This window comes from Microvirga vignae (genome assembly GCF_001017175.1).
In the GTDB taxonomy this organism is placed as follows: domain Bacteria; phylum Pseudomonadota; class Alphaproteobacteria; order Rhizobiales; family Beijerinckiaceae; genus Microvirga; species Microvirga vignae.
In genome coordinates this window covers 24564-45941 of record NZ_LCYG01000086.1, presented here as the reverse complement: position 1 = coordinate 45941, position 21378 = coordinate 24564, and the positions used below count along the sequence as shown (strand labels likewise).

Genomic DNA, 21378 nt, shown 5'->3' with positions numbered 1-21378 from the left:
CGATCATCGAGGGCGCGGGCGGTATCGTCACCCCCTGGAACGGCGGCTCAGCCGCCAATGGCGGGCGCATCGTCGCGGCGGGCGACCGCCGGGTCCACACCGCCGCCGTCGAGCTGCTCAGCCGATAAACCTCGAGCATCGGCCCCAAACGTAGATTCCACTTTTGGGATCGATCCAATGCTCTCCTTTTCAAGCGGCGCATCGCTGGGCGCGGCAAACCGGGGCCACTTTTCGCTGGCGCGGCCCCTCGGGTCCGCACGATGCGCCAGCGCGACCAAGCCGGCCTGCTGCTCAAATACCGGATCGGGCGTTCCCGGAATGAAGGCATCGAACGCGGCCCAGAACTGCTCGCGGATCTCGTCGCGCTCCATCAGGATCTCATGTCGCGCGCCGGGGATGACGATGGCGTGTCCGGCCTTGAGGCGGGCGGCGAAGCGCTCCGTCGCAGGCGTCGCGCAGACCGGATCTTCGCCTGCTGCAATGATGAGCGTGGGCAGGCGGATCTTCAGCGCATAATTCGGCGCGGTGAAGCACCTCATGAAGCGGAAAGCGGAATCGAGCCAGGCCACCGTCGGCGCGCCGATGGCACCGGGCCCGATAGCCGTGGCGGCATCGGCATTGCGAGAGTAGCGCGCCGGATCGCTCGTGAGGCGATTACCCTTGAACGGCATGGTGGAGATTGATGTTTCACCACCACCGGGAACGAACATCTTGCCGAGCCCGAGGCACCGCAAGACCGCTGCAAGGAAGGCCACCGAGCGCGTATTCTTGATGATGGAAAGCGCGATCATCGGTGTCGTGGTCACGAGCCGGCGGAAGGGGAGCCAGCCCTCATGGGCCTCGTTGAGCGCAATGGCCCCTCCCATGGAATGGGCGAGCGCGAAATGGGGCTGCGGCATATGCGGGATCAGGATCTGGTCGCGCACGGCCTCGAGGTCGAGCCGGTAATCGGCAAAGCGCCGCACGTGGCCCTTGCGGGGGTTCTTCACCTGACGGCCCGAGAGCCCCTGCCCGCGCCAGTCGAACGTCACCACCGCAAAGCCGCGCTTCAGAAGATCGCTCACCGTCTCGAAATACTTCTCGATGAACTCCGCCCGGCCGTGCAGCACGCAGACCGTGCCCTTGGGCTGGTCTGTTTCGGCCATCCAATAGGCAACACGGAGGGAAACGCCGTCGGCGGTGGTGATGCTGGTGAGCACCGGCGCGCCGGGAACAGGATTATCGGGGGTGGGGAAGAATTCCACGGCAGGTCTCATGGCAAGGCTGTCATCTTCTTTATAGGGCGCTTTCCCCTCAGAGGGCGAGCCTCTTGAAAGCAGCCGCATCTATTCCCACATGGAGGTCGTGGCGGCCAGTTGGCGTCACGAACCCTGGATCCAGCCTCATGAAGGTGGATCTTCAACAAATGCATGTTGCTTCTGATGGAGGATATGCCATGCGACAGTTCGATCTTGCTCCCCTGTACCGCAATACGGTCGGTTTCGACCGCCTGTTCTCGATGCTCGATCAGATGGTTGGCGTCGACGCGGCTCCGAGCTACCCGCCCTACAACATTGAGCGCACCGGCGAGAATGCCTATCGCATCTCGATCGCGGTTGCCGGCTTTACCGACAAGGACCTCACCATCGAGGTGAAGGAAAACACCCTCTCCGTGCGCGGCGATCGCAAGCCCAACGAGGAGCGCAAGGCCGCCGTGCTCCATCAGGGCATCGCGGCGCGCAGCTTCGACCGGCGCTTCCAGCTGGCCGACGGCGTCCAGGTGACGGGTGCTGCCCTCGAGAACGGTCTTCTCCACATCGATCTCGTGCGCGAGACGCCCGAGGCCAAGAAGCCGAAGCTCATTCCGATTTCTTCCAATGGCGCCCAGGCCGTTCAGACCAAGCAGGCCGCCTAAGCCCTTCTTGAGACCCTGAAATGAAAGAGCGCCCCGGTTGGCCCGGGGCGCTTTTCTTGTTTTTGAAACCTGGTCCTGGTTGTCCCGCCGGGGCTGGAGGTGCACCCCGTTGGCGAGGTCTCGTGGGGCGAGACATCGCGGGTGAATGCGGCAGGGTTAGGGCAATCTCACTCCGCCGCCTGCCGGGACGCCACCGAGCGGGCGATATCGAGCACCTTGTGCACATCCTCCTCCCTTGTCGCGAAGGACACCACAAGGCGGATCAATGCCTCATCCGGGCCGACCTTCTCAGCCTCAGGCAGGCTCAGCTCCGTCCAGGGATGGTAGAGAACGCCAGCATTCCTCAAGGCCTTGTCCATGGCAGCCGGAATGATGGGAAAGACCTCGTTGGCTTGCGTCTCCCAGGCGAGGCGCACGCCGGGAAGCTGGGTGAGCCCGTCCGAGAGGAGCTTTGCCAGCCTGTTGGCGTGGCGGGCATTGGCGCACCAGTGATCGTCCGCGAAATAGCCTTCGAACTGCGCGGAGATCAGGCGGCCCTTGGAGATGATCTGGCCCGCGCGCTTAGCCCGATAGTCGAGCGCCTCGGCAAGTTCCGGCTTGAACACCACGATAGCCTCGGCCATGAGGCAGCCGTTCTTCGTGCCGCCGAAGGAGAGGATGTCCACGCCCTGCTTCCAGGTCATCTCGGCGGGGGTGCAGCCGAGCGACACAAGGGCATTGGCAAAGCGCGCTCCGTCCATGTGGAAGGCCAAGCCATGCTCGCGGCACATCTGGCCGAGCGCTTTGAGTTCGTCGAGACCGTAGACCAAGCCGCATTCGGACACTTGCGAGATCGACAGGGCCTTGGGCGGCATCTGCTTCACGGCCTTCGGCAGGCTCTCGAGATAAGCCGAGACGCCCTCGGCCGTGAGTTTGGCCCCGACACCCGGGAGACCTGCCAGCTTTGCCCCATGCATGAAGAATTCCGGCGCGCCGCATTCATCGTCGATGATATGCGCCTCCCGATGACAGACGCACAGGCCGTAGGGCGGCACGGCGGACGAGAGCGCCAAAGCATTGGCGGCGGTGCCCGTGGTGACGAAGAACACCGAGACCTCCCGCTCGAAGATCTCGGTGAAGCGCGCTTTCACCCGCTTGGTGATCTCGTCGCCCCCATAGGCCGCCATGGCCCCGGCATTGGCACTGCTAAGGGCTTGGAGCACCGGAGCACTGGCGCCCACGATGTTGTCGCTTGCGAAATTCATAAACATCTCCTCGAAGGGGCCCAGCCTCCCTACAGGAGCAGACATGTCAAGATGGTTGACCCATCGGAGAAGACTTTCGTTTCGGGCTTGGGAAGAATTGCTTTTGTTACATTCCGAGTCGGCGACTTGTAACTTTTGTCTAAAATTTTTCTAAACCCTCTTGTGCGGTGCCATGAACTCTGGCACTTTGCCCACATTAGGACAGTGATGCTGTCCCTTTTAGGGTGCCTGCACCCTTTCTTCGCCCTGAGGTTTTCTTGATGCTTCGCCAGACGCGAACGAAACGAGATACCACGAAAGCCGCCCGCAAAACGTGGGCGGAACGGGCGACTCTGGGCTGAAGACAGCCCAAAGGTGCCCGCGAGGTGCGGGCTCCCCTGCCGGACCCAACCCTCGACAACCCTGAAGCGGCGGGCACTCCGGACGATCCCCTCATCCGGCGGCCCGAAAACCGCCTCGAAAAGTCTTAGACGTGTTCGGATGTGAGGATCTGATATGAGCGACGTGCCGATGAAGAGCCCTGGAGTGAAAGTCTCGAGCCGCACGGCCGCCAAAACGGATGTGAGGTCTGTGCGCGATCCGGGCCTGCCCCCGGCTCAAGGCCTCTACGATCCCTCCAACGAGCAGGATTCCTGCGGCGTTGGCTTCATCGCCGACATGAAGAACCGCAAGTCGCACGACATCGTCGAGCAGGGCCTGTCGATCCTGCACAACCTCGACCATCGCGGCGCAGTGGGCGCGGACCCGAAGATGGGCGACGGCTGCGGCATCCTGGTTCAGATCCCGCACAAGTTCTTTGCGGCCGAATGCGCCAAGGTCGGCATCTGGCTGCCTGAGGAAGGCCAGTACGGCGTCGGCCATCTGTTCATGCCGCGCAACCCCGAAGGCTTCAAGCTCGTCGAAGAGATCGTCTCCAAGGCGATCGCCGATGAGGGTCTGCAGGTGCTGGGCTGGCGCGAGGTGCCGGTCGACTCGAGCGATCTCGGCGAGAGCGTGAAGGCCACCGAGCCCCTGCACCGCCAGATATTCATCGGCAAGGGCAAGGGCATGGACGACCAGGAGACCTTCGAGCGTCGCCTGTTCCTCGCCCGCAAGGTGATCTCCAACGCCGTCTACGACATGAAGGACGAGCGCACCGCCGGCTACTACCCGGTGAGCCTGTCCTCGCGCACCATCGTCTACAAGGGCATGGTGCTCGTCACGCAGCTGCGCGACTACTACCTCGACCTACAGGATCCGCGCTTCGAGAGCGCCATCGCTCTTGTGCACCAGCGCTTCGCCACCAACACCTTCCCCACCTGGCAGCTCGCGCACCCCTATCGCATGGTCGCGCATAACGGCGAGATCAACACGCTGCGCGGCAATGTGAACTGGATGGCGGCGCGTCAGGCGTCCGTCGATTCCGAGCTCTTCGGCAACGACATCTCGAAGCTCTGGCCCATCTCCTACGAAGGCCAGTCCGACACCGCCTGCTTCGACAACGCGCTCGAGTTCCTGGTGCGCGGCGGCTACTCGCTGTCGCACGCCATGATGATGCTGATCCCGGAAGCATGGGCCGGCAACCCGCTCATGAACGACGATCGCCGCGCGTTCTATGAATATCACGCTGCCCTCATGGAGCCGTGGGACGGCCCCGCCGCCGTATGCTTCACCGACGGCAAGCAGATCGGCGCGACGCTCGACCGCAACGGCCTTCGCCCCGCGCGCTATCTCGTGACCGATGACGGCCTCGTGGTGCTCGCCTCCGAGATGGGCGTGCTGCCGATTCCGGAAGAGAAGATCGTCGAGAAGTGGCGTCTGCAGCCAGGCAAGATGCTCCTCATCGATCTCGAGGAAGGCCGCATCATCTCCGACGACGAGATCAAGCGGCAGCTCTCCAATGCACATCCCTACAAGGAGTGGCTGAAGCGCACGCAGATCGTGCTGGAAGATCTGAAGCCCGTGCAGGCTCGTGAATCGCGCACCGACGTGTCGCTGCTCGATCGCCAGCAGGCCTTCGGCTACACCGCCGAAGACCTGAAGCTTCTCATGCAGCCGATGGCCGTGACGGGCCAGGAAGCGGTCGGCTCCATGGGCACCGACACGCCGATCTCCGCGCTCTCCGACAAGCCGAAGCTGCTCTACACTTACTTCAAGCAGAACTTTGCGCAGGTGACGAACCCGCCGATCGATCCGATCCGCGAGGAGCTCGTCATGAGCCTTGTGTCGTTCATCGGTCCGCGTCCGAACATCCTCGACCTCGAAGGCACCTCGCGCCGCAAGCGATTGGAAGTTCGCCAGCCGATCCTCACCAACGAGGATCTGGAGAAGATCCGCTGCATCGGCCATTTCGAGGATCGCTTCGACACGAAGACGCTCGACATCACCTATCCGTCGGAGCTCGGCGCTTCCGCTCTCGACGGTGCGCTCGACCGTCTCTGCGACCGTGCGGAAGCAGCGGTCCATGGCGGCTACAACATCATCATCCTGTCCGACCGCATGGTGGGTCCGGACCGCATTCCGATTCCGACGCTCCTCGCGACGGCTGCGGTGCACAACTACCTGATCCGCAAGGGCCTGCGGACTTCGGTCGGCCTCGTGGTCGAGTCCGGCGAGCCGCGCGAGATCCATCACTTCGCTTGCTTGGCCGGCTATGGTGCGGAGGCGATCAATCCTTATCTTGCCTTCGACACCATCGCCGACATGCTTGCCAAGGGCGAACTGCCGGAAGAGGTGGACGCGGACGAGGCGATCAAGCGCTATATCAAGTCCATCGGCAAGGGCCTTCTGAAGGTGATGTCCAAGATGGGCATCTCCACTTATCAATCCTATTGCGGCGCGCAGATCTTCGACGCGGTTGGCCTGCGCTCCGACTTCGTGGCGCGCGACTTCTTCGGCACCGCGACCTCCATCGAGGGCGTCGGGATGAACGAGATCGCGGAAGAGAACGTGCGTCGTCACCGCGACGCCTTCGGCGATGCGCCGATCTACCGCAACGCGCTCGATGTCGGCGGCGAATACGCCTTCCGTCAGCGTGGCGAAGTGCATGCCTGGAACCCGGACACGGTGGCCACGCTCCAGCACGCCGTTCGCCTCAACGCGCAGGAGCGTTATCGCGAATTTGCGCGCCTCGTGAACGAGCAGGACAACGAGTTCAAGACCATCCGTGGTCTCTTCCGCATCAAGAAAGCAGAGGAGACGGGCCGCGCGCCGGTGCCGCTGAGCGACGTCGAGCCTGCACAGGAGATCGTGAAGCGCTTCTCCACGGGCGCCATGTCCTTCGGTTCAATCTCGAAGGAAGCGCACGAGACTCTCGCGCTTGCCATGAATGCCATCGGCGGCAAGTCCAACACTGGTGAAGGTGGCGAGGAGCCGGAACGCTTCAAGCTGCTGCCCGATGGACGTTCCAAGCGTTCCGCGATCAAGCAGGTGGCGTCCGGCCGCTTCGGCGTAACGACGGAATATCTCGTCAACGCGGACATGATGCAGATCAAGGTCGCGCAGGGCGCGAAGCCCGGCGAAGGCGGTCAGCTCCCCGGTCACAAGGTCGACGTGAAGATCGCCCGCGTGCGTCACTCGACTCCGGGCGTGGGCCTCATCTCCCCGCCGCCGCACCATGACATCTACTCGATCGAGGATCTCGCTCAGCTGATCTTCGACCTGAAGAACGTGAACCCGGCAGCGGATGTCTCCGTGAAGCTCGTCGCGGAAGTCGGCGTCGGTACCGTGGCAGCGGGCGTTGCCAAGGCTCGCGCCGATCACATCACGATCTCGGGCTTCGAGGGCGGCACGGGTGCGTCCCCGCTCACCTCGCTCAAGCATGCGGGCTCGCCGTGGGAAATCGGCTTGGCCGAGACGCAGCAGACCCTCGTGCTCAACCGTCTGCGCGGCCGCGTGGCCCTGCAGGCCGATGGCGGCCTGCGCACCGGCCGTGACGTGGTGATCGCGGCGCTGCTTGGTGCCGACGAGTACGGCTTCTCGACCGCGCCGCTGATCGCTGCTGGCTGCATCATGATGCGCAAGTGCCACCTGAACACCTGCCCGGTCGGCGTCGCCACGCAGGATCCGGTGCTGCGCAAGCGCTTCAAGGGTCTCCCCGAGCACGTCATCAACTATTTCTTCTTCGTTGCCGAGGAAGTGCGCGAGCTGATGGCGGAGATGGGCTTCACCACGCTTGACGAGATGATCGGCCAGTCCGACCTGCTCGACAAGAACGCGGCCATCAACCACTGGAAGGCGAAGGGCCTCGACTTCACGAAGCTCTTCCACAAGCCGGAGGTGCCAGCATCCGTCGCAATCCGTCACCAGGAGCGTCAGGTTCATCCCATCGCGAACGTGCTCGACCGCGAGTTCATCGCGCAGGCTGGTCCTGCTCTCGAAAAGGGCGAGGCCGTCGCGATCGAGGCGATTATCCGCAGCTCCGACCGTTCGGCGGGCGCGATGCTCTCCGGCGAAGTCGCCAAGCGCTACGGCCACGAGGGCCTTCCCGACGACACGATCACCGTGAACCTGAAGGGCACGGCAGGCCAGAGCTTCGGTGCATGGCTGGCGGCCGGCGTGACGCTGAACCTGGAAGGCGTTGCAAACGACTATGTCGGCAAGGGCCTGTCCGGCGGCAAGCTGATCATCAAGCCGTCGCCCGACACCAAGGCCGTGCCTGAGCGCTCGATCATCGTCGGCAACACCGTGATGTATGGTGCGATCGCCGGCGAGGCCTACTTCCGCGGCGTGGCAGGCGAGCGTTTCGCCGTGCGCAACTCCGGCGCCATCGCGGTGGTGGAGGGCACGGGCGATCATGGCTGCGAATACATGACCGGCGGCCTCGTGGTCGTGCTCGGTCAGACGGGCCGCAACTTCGCCGCGGGCATGTCGGGCGGTATCGCCTATGTGCTCGATGAGGACGGCACGTTCTCCAAGCGCTGCAATCTCTCCATGGTCGATCTCGAACCCGTCGAGGAGGAGGAGGACCTGATGCGTCGTCTCCACCATCACGGCGGCGACCTGGAGACGAAGGGCCGCATCGACATCATGGCCAACATGTCCGGCCCTGACGAAGAGCGTCTGATGCAGCTGATTACCAATCACCACACCTATACGGGCTCGGCCCGTGCGAAGGAGATCCTCGACAACTGGACGACCTTCCGCACCAGGTTCGTGAAGGTGATGCCGGTTGAATACCGTCGCGCGCTCCAGGAGATGGATCGTCTCCGGAACCTGCAGGCAGCGGAATAAGGATTAAGGGGCAAACCGATGGGTAAGGTCACAGGCTTTCTCGAATACGATCGGCAGGAGCAGAAGTATCAGCTCGCCGGTGAGCGCGTGCGACACTTTCGCGAGTTCACGCTGCCGCTCGACGACAACGATCTGAAGAAGCAGGCGGGGCGCTGCATGGATTGCGGCATTCCCTTCTGCCACGGTCCGACGGGCTGTCCGGTGCACAACCAGATTCCCGATTGGAACGATCTGGTCTGGCAGAACGATTGGGAGGAGGCTGCGCGCAACCTCCACACCACCAACAACTTTCCCGAGTTCACGGGCCGCATCTGCCCTGCTCCCTGCGAGGAGGCATGCACGCTCAACCTCGAAAACCAGCCGGTCGCCATCAAGACGATCGAGCAGGCCATCGCCGACAAGGCATGGGAGATGGGCTTCATCAAGCCCGAGCCTGCCGAGATCTCGACGGGCAAGCGTGTTGCCATCATCGGCTCCGGCCCTGCGGGTCTCGCGGCTGCACAGCAGCTCGCGCGCGCAGGCCATGAGGTGCATGTATTCGAGCGCCAAGCAAAGCCCGGCGGACTGTTGCGCTACGGCATTCCGGACTTCAAGATGGAGAAGTACCACATCGACCGTCGCGTGAAGCAGATGGAGGCCGAAGGCGTCATCTTCCATTGCGGCGTCAACATCGGCGTGGATCGCAGCTTCGCCTCGCTCCACAATGAGTATGATGCGGTGCTTTTCGCCGGTGGCGCGGAAGATCCGCGCAATCCGAAACTGCCGGGCCAGGACCTGAGGGGCGTGCATTATGCGATGCCGTATCTCACTCAGTCGAACCAGCGCGTCGGCGGTGAAGAGGTGACGGCAGAACCGGTCCTTGCGAATGGCAAGCACGTCGTCGTCATCGGCGGCGGCGACACGGCGTCCGACTGCGTCGGCACCGCGTTCCGTCAGGGCGCGCTCTCCGTGACGCAGCTCGACATTCGCCCCAAGCCTCCGGAGCGTGAGGACAAGCTGACTGTGTGGCCCTATTGGCCGACGAAGATGCGCACCTCCTCTAGCCAAGCCGAAGGCGCCGAGCGCGAGTTCCAGGCAGCAACCCTCGGCATCCAAGGCAAGAAGGGTCAGGTGACCGGCGTGCAATGCGCGCGCGTCGACGAGAAGCGCCAGCCCATTCCGGGCACCGAGTTCGTGCTCAAGGCCGATCTCGTCTTCATCGCCATTGGCTTTGCAGGCTCCGTGAAGGAAGGCCTGCTCGAGCAGTCCGGCGTCACGATCGATCGGCGCGGCAACGTGGTCGCCGACGACAAGAGCTACAGGACCTCGAACGACAAGGTCTTTGTGGCTGGCGACATGCGCCGCGGTCAGTCCCTCGTAGTGTGGGCGATCCGCGAAGGCCGCCAAGCAGCGCGTGCGATCGACACCTACCTGACGGGCGAGAGCAACCTGCCGGTCTGATCGCCCGGCTTTGGCAAATAGAAAGGCGGCCGATCCACCGGATCAGGCTGCCTTCTTCATTCTGATGACGAGTAACTTCGCGGCCAGCGGAAATCGTCCGCGCGTCCGGGGCGGGAGCTTGGCGCGATACCGGTGCGCAGGGCGCGCTGCACGGGATAAGCGTTGTCACCGTTGAGCTTCGGTGCGCCGGAGACCAACTTTCCGCCAGGCGCCACATCCTGACGCGTCAGCGGCAGCACGGGACCGACGAGCGGCTTGGCGGGAAGCGCAACTGGAACGGCAGGATCAGGCGGTGCGGGAATGGCCGCTTCGATGTTCGTGACAGGTTGGCCATCCGCGGGGGCTGCCGCAACCGGCGCGCCGATGCGGATCGATTCCAGGATCTTTTTGATCTCCACATCGGCGAAGTGGGCGACCTTGCGCGCGCCTGTCTTGGTGAAGGATACGCCGTCATCGGTGCGAAGCCGCGCGGGCTCGCCATCGACGTCGGGGCCGAAGGAGGTGTAGCGGTTCTCGTCGTCCACGAAGCCGGGGAAGATATCCACGTAAGCTCCGCCATGACGCTGCACGCTTTCGCGGTAGATCTCGTTCATGGCCATGAGATCCTCGGAGAGCCTGCTGCTCTTCATCGGTGGCAGGCCGATCCAGACCACGGGGATGTTGCGTTCCTTGAAGGTATCCAGAATGGCATCGACACGCTTCGTGTAGATCTCCTTCCAGCGGTCGGAGAGAAGATCGATCCTGTCCTCGCCCTCCTGCAGGGCTTGGCGGTCGCTCAAGCCCAGCATGACGACGGCGAGTGTCGCTTTCTGTCCGGAATCGAGGGTCGACTTGATGTAATTTGGCCATTCCGCCGAGTCGCTGCGCACGAGATTACTGCCACCCCGGATCTTACCCGCGATGGCCACATCCTGGTTTTCGGCATAGACCGTGTCGAGACCTTGGCGTGCGAACTCGGCGAGCGAGTCGCCGAAGACCACCACATGGTTGGTGGGGTTGATTTTAGGCTTTTCAGGGCGTGCGACAGCAGCTGGCGGGGGAGCCGCCTTGCGCGGCTTGGCGACGGGCTGGCGCGCAGGCGGAGGCGGATCATCCGGAACGCCGAAGAAACGGCGCAGGCTGAAGCCTTGCTGAGGCTGGGCCGGTTGCACGAGTTTGCCGGGATAATAGCCGGGTGGGTAGGCGCGAGGATCACGATAACCCGGCTGCGCCGGCGGCTGCTGATAGTAGTAGCCCTGCGCCATGACCGAAGCCCCGCTCCCCAAGGCGAGAAGCAGGCTTAAAGTCATGAGGCGAAGGATCGTCAGCAAACGCATGGGTGGTTCCACTTCGGTCCGGTCCACCCTGTTATAGAGCCTTCCCCGGACCTGTCAGCGGGCAGTGCGCAATTCGCGCAAGACCGCGTAATCGGCATAGCCGTCGGGAATCAAGCCACGCCGGAGCTGGAAGTTCCGCACGGCCTCCCGGGTCTTGGACCCGAATTTGCCGTCCGGATCGCCCTCGTAGAAGCCGAGCCGGGCCAAGCGTTGCTGCAATTCCTGGCGCTCATCCTTGCCGAGCATGGGCTGGTCCTTGGGCCATGCCCCCTGGATCGGCAGGCCGCCCATGATCCGGTCGCCCAAATGCGCCACGCCCATGGCGTAGGCATCGGACGAGTTGTAGGTCTTGATCACGTCGTAATTGCTGGTGACCAGGAAGGCCGGGCCGTTCGCCCCACCCGGCAGGAACAGAGTCGCCTCGCCTGATCGCGGCATGGCCTTGCCATCGAGCCGGCGAACTCCCAGGGCCTGCCAATGGGCGAAGTTCTGCCTCAGATGACGGAAGTCGAAGCCCTGCGGCAGCTTGACTTCGAAGCCCCAGGGCAGCCCCGGCTCCCAGCCTTGCTCGCGTAGGTAATTGGCGGTGGAGGCCATAGCATCGGGCACCGATGACCAGATGTCGCGCACCCCGTCCCGGTTGCCGTCCACGGCATATTTCATGAAGCTCGAAGGCATGAACTGTGTCTGGCCCATGGCGCCGGCCCAGGAGCCCAGCATCTTGTCCCGGCCGATATGCTCCCGGTTCAGGATCTGGAGCGCAATAAGCAGCTCCTCCTTGAAGAAGTCGCCCCGATAGCCGGTATAGGCCAGCGTCGCGAGCGCCCGCACCGCATAGATCGAGCCGGTGAAGCTACCGAAATTGGTCTCCATGCCCCAGACGCCGAGCACCACGGAGCGCGGGACCCCGTAGGCCTTCTCGATAGCCGCCAGGGTCTTCGACCATTCGGCATTCATCTCACGGCCTCGCTGCAGGCGCTGAGCCGAGATGGAGCCGTTGATATAATCCCAGATCGGGCGGACGAACTCGGATTGCTTCTTGGTGAGCGCAATGATCTTGGGGTCGGGCTGAACGCCCCGGAAGGCCTCGTCGAAGGTAGCGCGCGAGATGCCGCGCGCCTTGGCCGCCGGCCACAGGCTCTGCACGAAGCGCTGGAACCCATCCTCGGAGACCTCCTGCGCCTGTGCGGGGCGAGTCCATCCCTCCATACCACTGGTGACGCTCAGACCGAGAAGGAGGGCTCCGCAGAAGCGGCGCACCGAGAAAAGCGGCAAGGGCATGAAGGTCGCTCACGGAGACAGGGCGGAAGGAACCCTGCCATTGCGACACTAAGAGAGTTAACAGCCGGTTGATAGCTAGCCTTATAGGTAGTCCTTATGCGACCTTCCGCTCCGCCAGAGTGCGCTCCCAGCGCAGGGCCTGATCGACTATTTCCTGTAGGTTATCATGCTGTGGCTGCCAGCCGAGACCGCGGATCTTGTCGACCTTGGCCACGAGCTGAGCCGGATCGCCTGGGCGCCGCGGGCTCAAGCGCACCTCGAAATCGACGCCGGAAACTCGTTTGACCACGTCCACAACTTCCAGAACAGAAGCGCCGTGGCCATAGCCGCAATTCAGAACCGCGCAGTCGCCACCCTCGCGCAGGGACTTCAGGGCCACGAGGTGGGCACGGGCGAGATCGTTCACCTGGATGTAGTCGCGTACGCAGGTGCCGTCGGGCGTCGCGTAATCCGTGCCGAACACGTCGAGACAGGGGCGTTGGCCGAGGGCCGCCTGAGCCGCCACCTTGATGAGGTGGGTGGCCTGAGGTGTCGATTGGCCCGAGCGGCTCTTGGGGTCTGCGCCGGCGACGTTGAAATAGCGCAGAATGGCATAGCGAAGGCCATGGGCCGCGTGGGCGTCCTGGAGCATCCACTCGCTCATGAGCTTGCTGCGTCCGTAAGGATTGATTGGGACTAAGGGCATGTCCTCGGTCAAAAGCGGAGCTTCGGCATTGCCGTAGACGGCGGCCGTCGAGGAGAAGACGAAGTTCTTGATCCCCGTCTGGACGGCCGTCTCGATGAGCGCGCGCGTCTTGACGGTGTTGTTGAAGTAATAGCCCAGCGGGTCGGTGACCGATTCCGGCACCACGATCCGGGCTGCGAAATGCATGACGCTGTCGATTCCGTGCTCCTCGATGACCCTGGTCACCAAGGCCTGATCGCCCACGTCGCCCACGACGAGAGTGGCCTCGGAAGGGACGGCCCAGCGGAAACCGGTGGACAGGTTATCGAGAACCACCACCTGCTCGCCCGCATCCAGAAGCTCGAGCACCATGTGGCTTCCGATATAACCTGCTCCGCCCGTGACCAGTACCGCCATTTTCATCCTCCAATGCCCCAATGGGCAGCTTAACCCAAACGCTTCAGCTTCAATTCAGGTCCAGGGCTCCATAACGATGCGACACCGGTGCAGAGATTAGGCCATTCGGTGTTATAGGTACCTCAAGCTTGACAGTGAGCGGTTTTCTTTTCCTTGTCCTGCCTTAGATTGTCCCCCTCTTCCTGCTCAACCATGGCTCAATCGATGAAGCGCATTCGCAAAGCAGTTCTTCCTGTTGCCGGTCTCGGCACCCGTTTCCTTCCTGCAACCAAGGCAGTGCCGAAGGAGATGCTGTGCGTGGTGGACCGCCCCGTGGTGCAGCATGTGGTGGATGAGGCCCGGGCCGCCGGAATCGAGCATTTCATCTTCGTCACAGGCCGCAACAAGGCCGTGATCGAGGATCATTTCGACATCGCCTATGAGCTGAATCGGACCCTTGAGGCGCGCGGCAAGACGAAGGAGCTGGAGCTTCTGGCCAAGGACCAGCCTCAGGCCGGCCAAACGAGCTTTACCCGCCAGCAGGAGCCGCTGGGCCTGGGCCATGCGCTGTGGTGCGCCCGTGAGCTCGTGGGCGACGAGCCCTTCGCGGTCATTCTGCCGGATATGCTCAGCCGCGGTTCCATGGAGCAGATGATCGCGGCCTACGAAAAGCATGGCGGCAACATCATCGCCGTGGAACAGGTGCCGGACGACCAGACCCATCAATACGGCATCGTCTCGGTGGGTCAGGAATTCGGCCAGACCTTCGAGATCACAGGCATGGTGGAAAAGCCCCCGAAGGGCACGGCTCCCTCGAACTACATCATCTCCGGCCGTTACATCCTGCAGCCTGAGATCTTCGACCTGCTCTCCACTCAGGAGCGCGGCGCAGGCAACGAGATCCAGCTGACCGACTCGATGATCCGCCTGATGAAGGAGCAGAGGTTCTTCGGCATGAAGTACGAGGGCAAGACCTACGATACGGGTTCGAAGATCGGCTTCCTCATGGCCAACGTGGCCTATGCCCTTGAGCGCGAGGATCTGGGCTCCGCCTTCCGCGAGGAGCTGGAAGCCTTCCTGCGCCAAAAGTAATCAGGTTTCAGGGTTACCTATGGCCGCCCCGATATGCTAGACGGGCGGCCATGGCACTTGCACAGACCCAATCCGCTTCGCCCGACCAGGCCGTTACCTCGGCCCTCCGCACGCTCGAAACCGAGCGCGAGGGCCTGACCATCCTGATGAACGCCATCGGCAACGGGCTCGGCCCCCTCTTCACTGGTGCCGTCGAGACGATTGCCGCCGCCAAGGGCCGGGTGATCGTGACCGGCATGGGCAAGTCCGGCCATGTGGGCCGCAAGATCGCCGCCACCTTCGCATCCACCGGCACTCCCGCCCATTACGTTCACCCCGCCGAAGCCAGCCACGGCGATCTCGGCATGGTGCAGGCGGAGGACGTGATTCTGGCGCTGTCCTGGTCCGGCGAGACGACGGAACTGGCCGACATCATTGGTTACGCCAAGCGTTTCCGGGTGCCGTTGATCGCCTTTACCTCGAATGCAGGCTCGACCCTGGGGCAGGCCGCCGACATCTGCCTGGCGCTGCCCAAGGCCAAGGAAGCCTGCCCCAATGGGCTCGCGCCGACCACCTCGACGACCATTCAGCTCGCTTTGGGCGATGCGCTCGCCATTGCGTTGCTCGAAAAACGTGGCTTCACGGCGGAGCATTTCCGCGTGTTCCATCCGGGCGGCAAGCTCGGCGCGCGCCTCAAACTGGTGCGCGACATCATGCACAAGGACGAGCGACTGCCGACCGTCGGCGTTGATGCGCGGATGGATCAGGCCATCGAGGAGATTGGCCGCAAGGGCTTCGGCTCGGTGATCGTGGTGAATGCGGACGGCACGCTCGCCGGCATCGTCACCGACGGCGATTTGCGTCGCAATCTGCGTCCCGATCTCGGCACCTTGCCGGTCACCGCGATCATGACCCGCACGCCGCGCACCATCGCACCGGATGCGCTCCTGGCCACTGCGCTCGAGATCGAAGAGACCGCGCGCATCACGGCGCTGATTGTGGTCGAGAACAACAAGCCCATCGGTCTTGTGCATTATCTCGACCTGCTGCGCGCGGGCGCTGCTTAAGTCTCTTGGCGTCAGTCGCGACCGGGATCCCCGAGCGGAAAGAGCTGACGATAAGGCCGAGCCTCGTCGACCGCTCTCGCAAATGACGGACGGGCGAGCAGTCGTTTGCGATAGGCATGCACGTTGGCATGCTCTGCGCCTATGGGGTGAGCCCAATCCGCATAGAACAACGATGGGGCGGCCGCACAATCCGCCATGCTGAAGGCATCACCTGCCGCCCACTTACGATCAGTCATCGCAAAATCGAGCCATGCATAGGCCGTGTCGAGCATACGCCTTGCTTCGGTAACGCCGTGAGAATCGCGATCCGTCTCCGCCCGGATGCAATCGAGCACGATCTTCTGCATCGGCGTCATGACGTAATTATCGAAAAAGCGGTCCATCATCCGCACGTCGAGAGCCGCGCGCGAATCGTCGGGAACGAGCTTCACGGGTCCGGCATAAGAGAGCCCGAGATGTTCGATGATGATGCTTGCCTCGACCACTGTGTGCTTGCCATCAACCAGAACCGGAAACCGCCTGATGGGCCAGAGAGACGCCAGTTCGGCATTCGCCGGCTCATCGCCGAGCATACGGAATTCGAAGGGAATGTGGTTCTCATAGAGCGCGATGAGAACCTTCTGGCAGTAGGACGAGAAGGGATGCGCATAGAGCTTCAAGGTCATGCCTGCTTTGCCTCCAAGGCTTTTAAGGATCGTCCACGACAAGCGTCGAGCCTTCGATGCGCACGACGCGGACCTTGGCCCCCCTGAAGCGGTCGGCACCCGTGACGCGCCATGAGCTGTCGCCGACCCGAATGCGCCCTTCCCCATCCTTGATCGACGTTTCCAACGTGAACACTTGGCCAACGAGGGCTTGCCCACGCTGATTGAGGTAAGGCTCCGCCTGCTGGGACTGCCCCTTCGAGCGGGTCACAAACCGTCCCAGCACCACCGCCGCGACGGCAAGCAAAGCAAAAACGATAAAGCCTGTCTGCCAGGAGAGATCGAGCGCCGCATCGAGCAGGCCCGTCGCAATGGCGGCGAGCCCGAGCCATAGAAAGAAAATGCCGGGCGCCAGCAACTCGATGCCGATCAGCACGAGGCCGAGAATGATCCAGCTCCAGGCTCCAAGGCTGACGAATGCATCGCGGATCATGAGCGCTCCGCTCCCTTCGTGACGGCCGGCACGCTGCGTATAGCCTTCGAAGCAGCCGCGTTGCCATCGCCACCGAATACGGATTTTGTAAGCTCCGCGATGCCGCCGAGCGTGCCGGCAAGGCCCGCTGCTTCGATGGGCACGATCACGACCTTCTGGTTAGGAGCCGTCGCGAGGCTGCGGATGGCATCGATGTATTTTTCCGCCACGATAAAGTTGGCGGCGGCAAGATCGCCGCGCGTGATTGCATCGCTTACCATGGCGGTAGCCTTCGCTTCGGCTTCGGCCAAGCGCTCCCGCGCTTCGGCATCGCGGAAGGCTGCTTCCTTGCGCCCCTCGGCCGACAGGATCTGCGATTGCTTTTCGCCTTCGGCGCGCAAGATTTCCGCCTGCCGCAAGCCTTCGGCCTCGAGCACGGCGGCACGCTTCTCGCGCTCAGCCTTCATCTGCCGCGCCATGGCGCCGGCAAGATCCTGCGGCGGGAGAATATCCTTGATCTCGACACGGGTGACCTTCGCGCCCCAAGGCGAAGCCGCTGCATCCATCACGCGCAGAAGACGTTCGTTGATCTCGTCGCGATGTGAGAGAAGCTGATCGAGATCCATGGAACCGACCACCGTGCGGATATTGGTCATGGTCAAAACCAGGAGTGCTTGGCTGAGGTCCGAGACCTCGTAGGAGGCACGAGCCGGATCGAGCACCTGGTAAAAAGCAGCGGCATCGATGGTGACGCCAGCATTGTCACGGGTAAAGGCCTCCTGGCTCGGGATGTCGAGCACCTGCTCCATGACATTCACTTTCTTCCCGATCTGGTCAATGTAAGGAACGATCAAAGCAAGGCCGGGAGTCAGCGTGCGCGAATAGCGCCCGAAGCGCTCAACCGTATAGGCATAGCCCTGCGGCACCGTTCTCACCCCCATTGCGATCGTCACCACGACGACGAGAACAAGAACGATCACGAAGATATCGAAACCACCAAACAGCATTCAGACCCCCAGCAACGGAGTTGCAGGGGCCTAAGCTAGCCGAAAGCGAAGAGGCCGCCTAGTAGGACCGAAGTCATCCCAAAAACCCGGCCTGTGTCCCAAAAGACCTCATCTTGAGGAGCAGCCGCAGGCTGCGTCTCGAAAGAGGATCCAGTGCACTCTGGACTCTCCTGCGAGACGGTCGCTGCGCGACCGTCTCAGGATGCAGGGTTGGTGCGCAGCTGTCGGCTTCAGATCCAACCCTGAAGCTCGCGCTCCACGATGTGGTTGATCACGCGCATGCCCTCCGGACTATCGTTGAGGCACGGCAGATAGGCGAATTCCTCGCCGCCATTGTGCATGAAGATATCGCGATTCTCGCCGTTGAGCTCTTCCAGCGTCTCCAGACAATCGGCGGAGAAGCCGGGGGCGACGATCGCCATACGCTTCACGCCGCTTTTCGCCAGTGCTTCGACAGTCTTGTCCGTATAGGGCTGCAGCCATTCCGCCGTGCCGAAGCGCGACTGAAAGCTCATGCGGAACCTGTCCTCAGGCCAGCCGAAGGCTTCGCGCATCAGGCGCCAGGTCTTCACGCATTGGCAGTGATAGGGATCGCCTTTGAGCAGGTATTCTTTCGGCACGCCATGGAAGGAGACGAGGATCACCTCCGGCTCGAAGGTGAGCTTGGCGAGTTCCTGCTTCATCGAAGCGACAACGGATTCGATATAGACCGGGTCGTCGTGATAGGGCGGCGAGACGCGCACCGTCGGCTGCCAGCGCATATCCATCAGCGCGCGGAAGGCCTGATCGCAAGCGGTCGCAGAAGTCGCCGCCGCATATTGCGGATAGAGCGGTACGAGCAGAATGCGGTCGCAGCCCTGATCGAGCAGTGCCTGGATGCGCTCGCGCACCTCGGGCTTGCCGTAGCGCATCGCCCAGTCGACGGTGATCTTGTCGCCGGCGATGCTCTTCAGGTGCGCCGTCACCTTCTCCGCCTGGTTGCGGGTGATGGTCTTGAGCGGACCCTCGTCGAGCTCGTTGTTCCAGATCGAGGCGTAATCGCGGCCCTTGGGCCCGGGGCGCTTGGTGAGAATGATCAGATTGAGGATCGGCCACCACAGGAGGCGCGGCGTCTCGATCACGCGCCGGTCGGAGAGAAACTCCTTCAGGTAGCGCCGCATGGGCCAGTAGGTGGTTCCTTCCGGCGTTCCGAGGTTCATCAAAAGCACGCCGATCCGACCCGCCCTCACGGGCGGGTGGTCCACCGGGCGCATGACCTGGCTCGTTCCGGTCACGTTGACACGTTCGTTCATCGACAAAAGCCCTTGACAGCGGGGTCCGACGTGGAGCCCGCTCGTTGATGGCGCTCTAGATAGTGGCTTTTTGTCTGTTACGCCAATGTGTTCGTGTTTCACATTGATGTAGGTCTAACCCTGACCGTCAGATCGGCGGGCTCAAGTTCGCAGTGGGCTTGAGCGGCGCGTCGATGGCAACACGCAGGCCTGCCGGATCATAATCGACCTCAACCTTGGCATTGAGCTGTGTCGTCAATACCCGGTGCAGCAGACGCGAGCCGAAGCCCTGCCGATCCGGCTGGGACACACTGGGCCCGCCCTGCTCCTGCCAAGCCATCGTGAGACGCTTCTCATCGCCCTCGCCATGCACATCCCACGCCACGGAAACTTTGCCGTTGCGCATGGAGAGAGCGCCGTATTTTGCGGCATTCGTCGTCAGTTCGTGAATGGCCATGCCGATAGGCACAGCGATCTCGGAGGGCAGCTCCACGGTCGGGCCTTCGAGCGTGATCCGTTCACCGCGCGCATCGTTGTAGGGTTTGAGTTCCTTCTCCAGGATCTCGCGAAGCGGCGCGGTCTGCCATAGCGCTTCGGTGAGCAGTGAATGCGTGTTCGCGAGCGAAACGATGCGCCCCACGAAGGCTTTGTAGAACTCGTCGATGTTCGAGGTGGAGCGTGCAGTCGCACCAACCACGGCCTGCACGGTCGCAAGCGTGTTCTTCACCCGGTGATGCAGCTCGCGGATGAGGAACGACTGCTGATTCTGCGCCTGCCTGCGCTCTTCGATCTCGTACTGGGCTTCCTGATAGAGGCGTCCGTTTTCAAGCGCGACGGCCGCCTGGGCGGCGAGGCCTGTCACGAGGCGTTCGGCGCGCTCCGTGAAAGCTCCTGCCCGCTCATGGGCGAAGAGCAGAAGACCCTGGATCTGTCCGTTGCGCGAGGAGACGGGAATCGCCATGACACTGTGCGCCCTGGCGCGATCATGAGAGTGGAGATCGGCGGATGCTGCGCCGAATTCAGGATCGTCAGCGATGTCGTCAAGCCGGATGATCCGGTCCTGCTCGAAGACAGCCGTGCAGATCTGGTCGATGGGGAGTTTTGCAAAGGCCGAGCGGGAGCCTCCGGAAGTGTAGAGGCCATACTCCTCCGCGCGCGTGCCGGCTACCGAGGCATCACCTCGGTTGGAGAAATAGGCACCGGCCTGCGCACCGGTGAGAAGCACCGCCGCCTCGACCACGTTCTCGATCAGTCGGTCCACATCGAGCTCGGCCGCAAGAGCCCGACCCGTCCGGTTCAGCACCTCGAGAGCCGCCGTTTCCGCCTGCAATTCGCTGGTGCGAAGCGCCACCTCCTTCTGCAGGAAAGCCTCCGTGGCGGCCTGCTCCCGGAACTGCTGCGATGCCAGAGCCGTGAGGGCCGCCAGTGCCAGGAACGCGATCAGCGCGAAGGCGCCGTAGAGCTTCATCTGGATGGTCCAGGGACCCCAATAGGCATTATCCGGAATGCTGACATTGATATAGAGCGGCATCTCGCCGACCCGGTGGTAGGCTCCGGTTCGCTCTTGGCCATTGCTGAGGAAGGAATAGATGCCCGCCACGGCATTGCCAGCGATCGCTCTGTCGAGGGCAGCCTTGTCGATGGGAAAGAAAGACAACCCGTCGGAGGATAACGGAAGCTGCGCGACGATCGCCGCATCGGCAGCACGCACCAAGGTAACCCGGCTGCCCTTCGGCAGGCGAAGCTTGCCCCAGTAGGTTTCGAAATAGGACGGAACCACGGTGGCCGAGACGATGCCATGGAAGGCGTTGTCCTGGCCATTGAGGCGACGGCTGATCATGAAAGTCGGCCGCTTCGTGACCCGCCCGATAATCGGCTCCCCGACGAACAACCCCTGATCCGACTTGGCCTGAGCCTTGAAAGCCTCCCGGTCCCCCGCATTCGAGGGTGGTGTCGGAAACCCCGCAGTCGTCAGGCGCAGGCGACCTGTAGCATCGTTGAGCCAGAGATTGTCGAAATACGGAAGTGTTTCCCTGATGGTGACCAGGTGCTGCCAATGGGGCTTGGAAGCCTCGATCAGGTCCCAGTTGTCCCCTTCGACCAGAACCGCTACCTGCTTCAGGGTGAGGTCGGCGACTTCGAGAAGGCGAGCCGTATGATCTGCCAGGAAATAGGCGTTGCTGGCAATCTCCCGCTCGTTGCGCTGGATCAGGCGGTTACGCTGTTCCCAGGCAATGTAGCCGAAGGTGATGAGAATGAAGAAAACGCCGAACCAGCCCATGATCAGGGTCAGGCGGCCGCGTGCCAGCAATTGACGGCGGCGCTTGAAGGATGAGCTGGAATGTTTGGTATGGGGTGAAAACTGCAATGAATAAAGTCGCTTTGATGCTGCGATTCGTT

14 protein-coding genes and 2 pseudogenes are annotated in these 21378 nt (G+C 62.7%); 6 read left to right on the top strand and 10 right to left on the bottom strand.

Annotated elements, in window-relative coordinates; genetic code table 11:
- Positions 1–128, top strand: a pseudogene (locus AA309_RS36890) (histidinol-phosphatase); the annotation flags it as partial.
- Between the two features lie 183 nt (positions 129–311).
- On the opposite strand, the pseudogene AA309_RS26075 reads toward AA309_RS36890, so the two are convergent.
- Positions 312–1256: pseudogene (locus AA309_RS26075) on the bottom strand (alpha/beta fold hydrolase); the annotation flags it as partial.
- A gap of 179 nt (positions 1257–1435) precedes the next feature.
- Here AA309_RS26075 and AA309_RS26070 point away from each other — a divergent pair.
- Positions 1436–1894: an Hsp20 family protein gene (locus tag AA309_RS26070; RefSeq protein ID WP_047191944.1), complete on the top strand. Its 459-nt coding sequence runs from the start codon at positions 1436–1438 to the stop codon at positions 1892–1894.
- 167 nt (positions 1895–2061) lie between these two features.
- Here the strand turns inward: AA309_RS26070 and AA309_RS26065 are convergent, their stop codons facing one another.
- Positions 2062–3138 (bottom strand): threonine aldolase family protein, encoded by a 1077-nt coding sequence (locus AA309_RS26065; RefSeq protein WP_047191931.1) that lies wholly within the window; start codon positions 3136–3138, stop codon positions 2062–2064.
- A gap of 510 nt (positions 3139–3648) precedes the next feature.
- Here AA309_RS26065 and gltB point away from each other — a divergent pair.
- Together gltB and AA309_RS26055 are read left to right on the top strand one after the other, a co-directional pair.
- Entirely contained in the window at positions 3649–8349 is a 4701-nt protein-coding gene (gene gltB, locus AA309_RS26060; protein ID WP_084731672.1) for a glutamate synthase large subunit, read from the top strand.
- An 18-nt stretch (positions 8350–8367) separates the two neighbouring features.
- Positions 8368–9789, top strand: coding sequence for a glutamate synthase subunit beta (locus AA309_RS26055; RefSeq protein WP_047191929.1), 1422 nt, complete (start codon positions 8368–8370; stop codon positions 9787–9789).
- Between the two features lie 56 nt (positions 9790–9845).
- On the opposite strand, the gene AA309_RS26050 is transcribed toward AA309_RS26055, so the two are convergent.
- From AA309_RS26050 to galE, 3 genes are all read right to left on the bottom strand, one after another.
- Entirely contained in the window at positions 9846–11105 is a 1260-nt protein-coding gene (locus AA309_RS26050; RefSeq protein ID WP_052955015.1) for an SGNH/GDSL hydrolase family protein, read from the bottom strand.
- Positions 11106–11159: 54 nt separating this feature from the next.
- Positions 11160–12386 (bottom strand): lytic murein transglycosylase, encoded by a 1227-nt coding sequence (locus tag AA309_RS26045; RefSeq protein ID WP_084731670.1) that lies wholly within the window; start codon positions 12384–12386, stop codon positions 11160–11162.
- 94 nt (positions 12387–12480) lie between these two features.
- Positions 12481–13467 carry a UDP-glucose 4-epimerase GalE gene (gene galE, locus AA309_RS26040; protein ID WP_047191928.1) on the bottom strand — a complete coding sequence of 329 codons (987 nt, stop codon included), beginning with the start codon at positions 13465–13467 and terminating at the stop codon, positions 12481–12483.
- Positions 13468–13671: 204 nt separating this feature from the next.
- Here galE and AA309_RS26035 point away from each other — a divergent pair, with 204 nt between their 5' ends.
- A complete protein-coding gene (locus tag AA309_RS26035; RefSeq protein ID WP_047191927.1) occupies positions 13672–14538 on the top strand; it encodes a UTP--glucose-1-phosphate uridylyltransferase in 867 nt (288 codons plus the stop codon).
- Positions 14539–14588: 50 nt separating this feature from the next.
- Entirely contained in the window at positions 14589–15584 is a 996-nt protein-coding gene (locus AA309_RS26030) for a KpsF/GutQ family sugar-phosphate isomerase (RefSeq protein ID WP_047191926.1), read from the top strand.
- An 11-nt stretch (positions 15585–15595) separates the two neighbouring features.
- Here the strand turns inward: AA309_RS26030 and AA309_RS26025 are convergent, their stop codons facing one another.
- From AA309_RS26025 to AA309_RS36885, 5 genes are all read right to left on the bottom strand, one after another.
- Entirely contained in the window at positions 15596–16249 is a 654-nt protein-coding gene (locus AA309_RS26025; RefSeq protein WP_047191925.1) for a glutathione S-transferase family protein, read from the bottom strand.
- Between the two features lie 22 nt (positions 16250–16271).
- Positions 16272–16721, bottom strand: coding sequence for an NfeD family protein (locus tag AA309_RS26020; RefSeq protein ID WP_052955014.1), 450 nt, complete (start codon positions 16719–16721; stop codon positions 16272–16274).
- Complete coding sequence (locus tag AA309_RS26015) at positions 16718–17707, bottom strand: SPFH domain-containing protein (protein WP_047191924.1); 990 nt, start codon at positions 17705–17707, stop codon at positions 16718–16720. Before AA309_RS26015 ends, AA309_RS26020 begins: the two co-directional genes overlap by 4 nt.
- A 230-nt stretch (positions 17708–17937) precedes the next feature.
- Entirely contained in the window at positions 17938–18999 is a 1062-nt protein-coding gene (gene hemH / locus AA309_RS26010; protein ID WP_047191923.1) for a ferrochelatase, read from the bottom strand.
- A gap of 127 nt (positions 19000–19126) precedes the next feature.
- Positions 19127–21346: an HWE histidine kinase domain-containing protein gene (locus AA309_RS36885; protein WP_244470500.1), complete on the bottom strand. Its 2220-nt coding sequence runs from the start codon at positions 21344–21346 to the stop codon at positions 19127–19129.
- Positions 21347–21378: the final 32 nt, after the last annotated feature.

Coding starts and splice junctions, on each gene's coding strand:
- AA309_RS26070 (WP_047191944.1), top strand. CDS start 1,436: ATGCGACAGTTCGATCTTGCTCCCCTGTACCGCAATACGGTCGGTTTC.
- AA309_RS26055 (WP_047191929.1), top strand. CDS start 8,368: ATGGGTAAGGTCACAGGCTTTCTCGAATACGATCGGCAGGAGCAGAAG.
- galE (WP_047191928.1), bottom strand. CDS start 13,467: ATGGCGGTACTGGTCACGGGCGGAGCAGGTTATATCGGAAGCCACATG.
- AA309_RS26035 (WP_047191927.1), top strand. CDS start 13,672: ATGAAGCGCATTCGCAAAGCAGTTCTTCCTGTTGCCGGTCTCGGCACC.
- AA309_RS26065 (WP_047191931.1), bottom strand. CDS start 3,138: ATGAATTTCGCAAGCGACAACATCGTGGGCGCCAGTGCTCCGGTGCTC.
- AA309_RS26050 (WP_052955015.1), bottom strand. CDS start 11,105: ATGCGTTTGCTGACGATCCTTCGCCTCATGACTTTAAGCCTGCTTCTC.
- AA309_RS26030 (WP_047191926.1), top strand. CDS start 14,589: ATGGCACTTGCACAGACCCAATCCGCTTCGCCCGACCAGGCCGTTACC.
- hemH (WP_047191923.1), bottom strand. CDS start 18,999: ATGAACGAACGTGTCAACGTGACCGGAACGAGCCAGGTCATGCGCCCG.
- AA309_RS26025 (WP_047191925.1), bottom strand. CDS start 16,249: ATGACCTTGAAGCTCTATGCGCATCCCTTCTCGTCCTACTGCCAGAAG.
- AA309_RS26045 (WP_084731670.1), bottom strand. CDS start 12,386: ATGCCCTTGCCGCTTTTCTCGGTGCGCCGCTTCTGCGGAGCCCTCCTT.
- gltB (WP_084731672.1), top strand. CDS start 3,649: ATGAAGAGCCCTGGAGTGAAAGTCTCGAGCCGCACGGCCGCCAAAACG.
- AA309_RS26020 (WP_052955014.1), bottom strand. CDS start 16,721: ATGATCCGCGATGCATTCGTCAGCCTTGGAGCCTGGAGCTGGATCATT.
- AA309_RS26015 (WP_047191924.1), bottom strand. CDS start 17,707: ATGCTGTTTGGTGGTTTCGATATCTTCGTGATCGTTCTTGTTCTCGTC.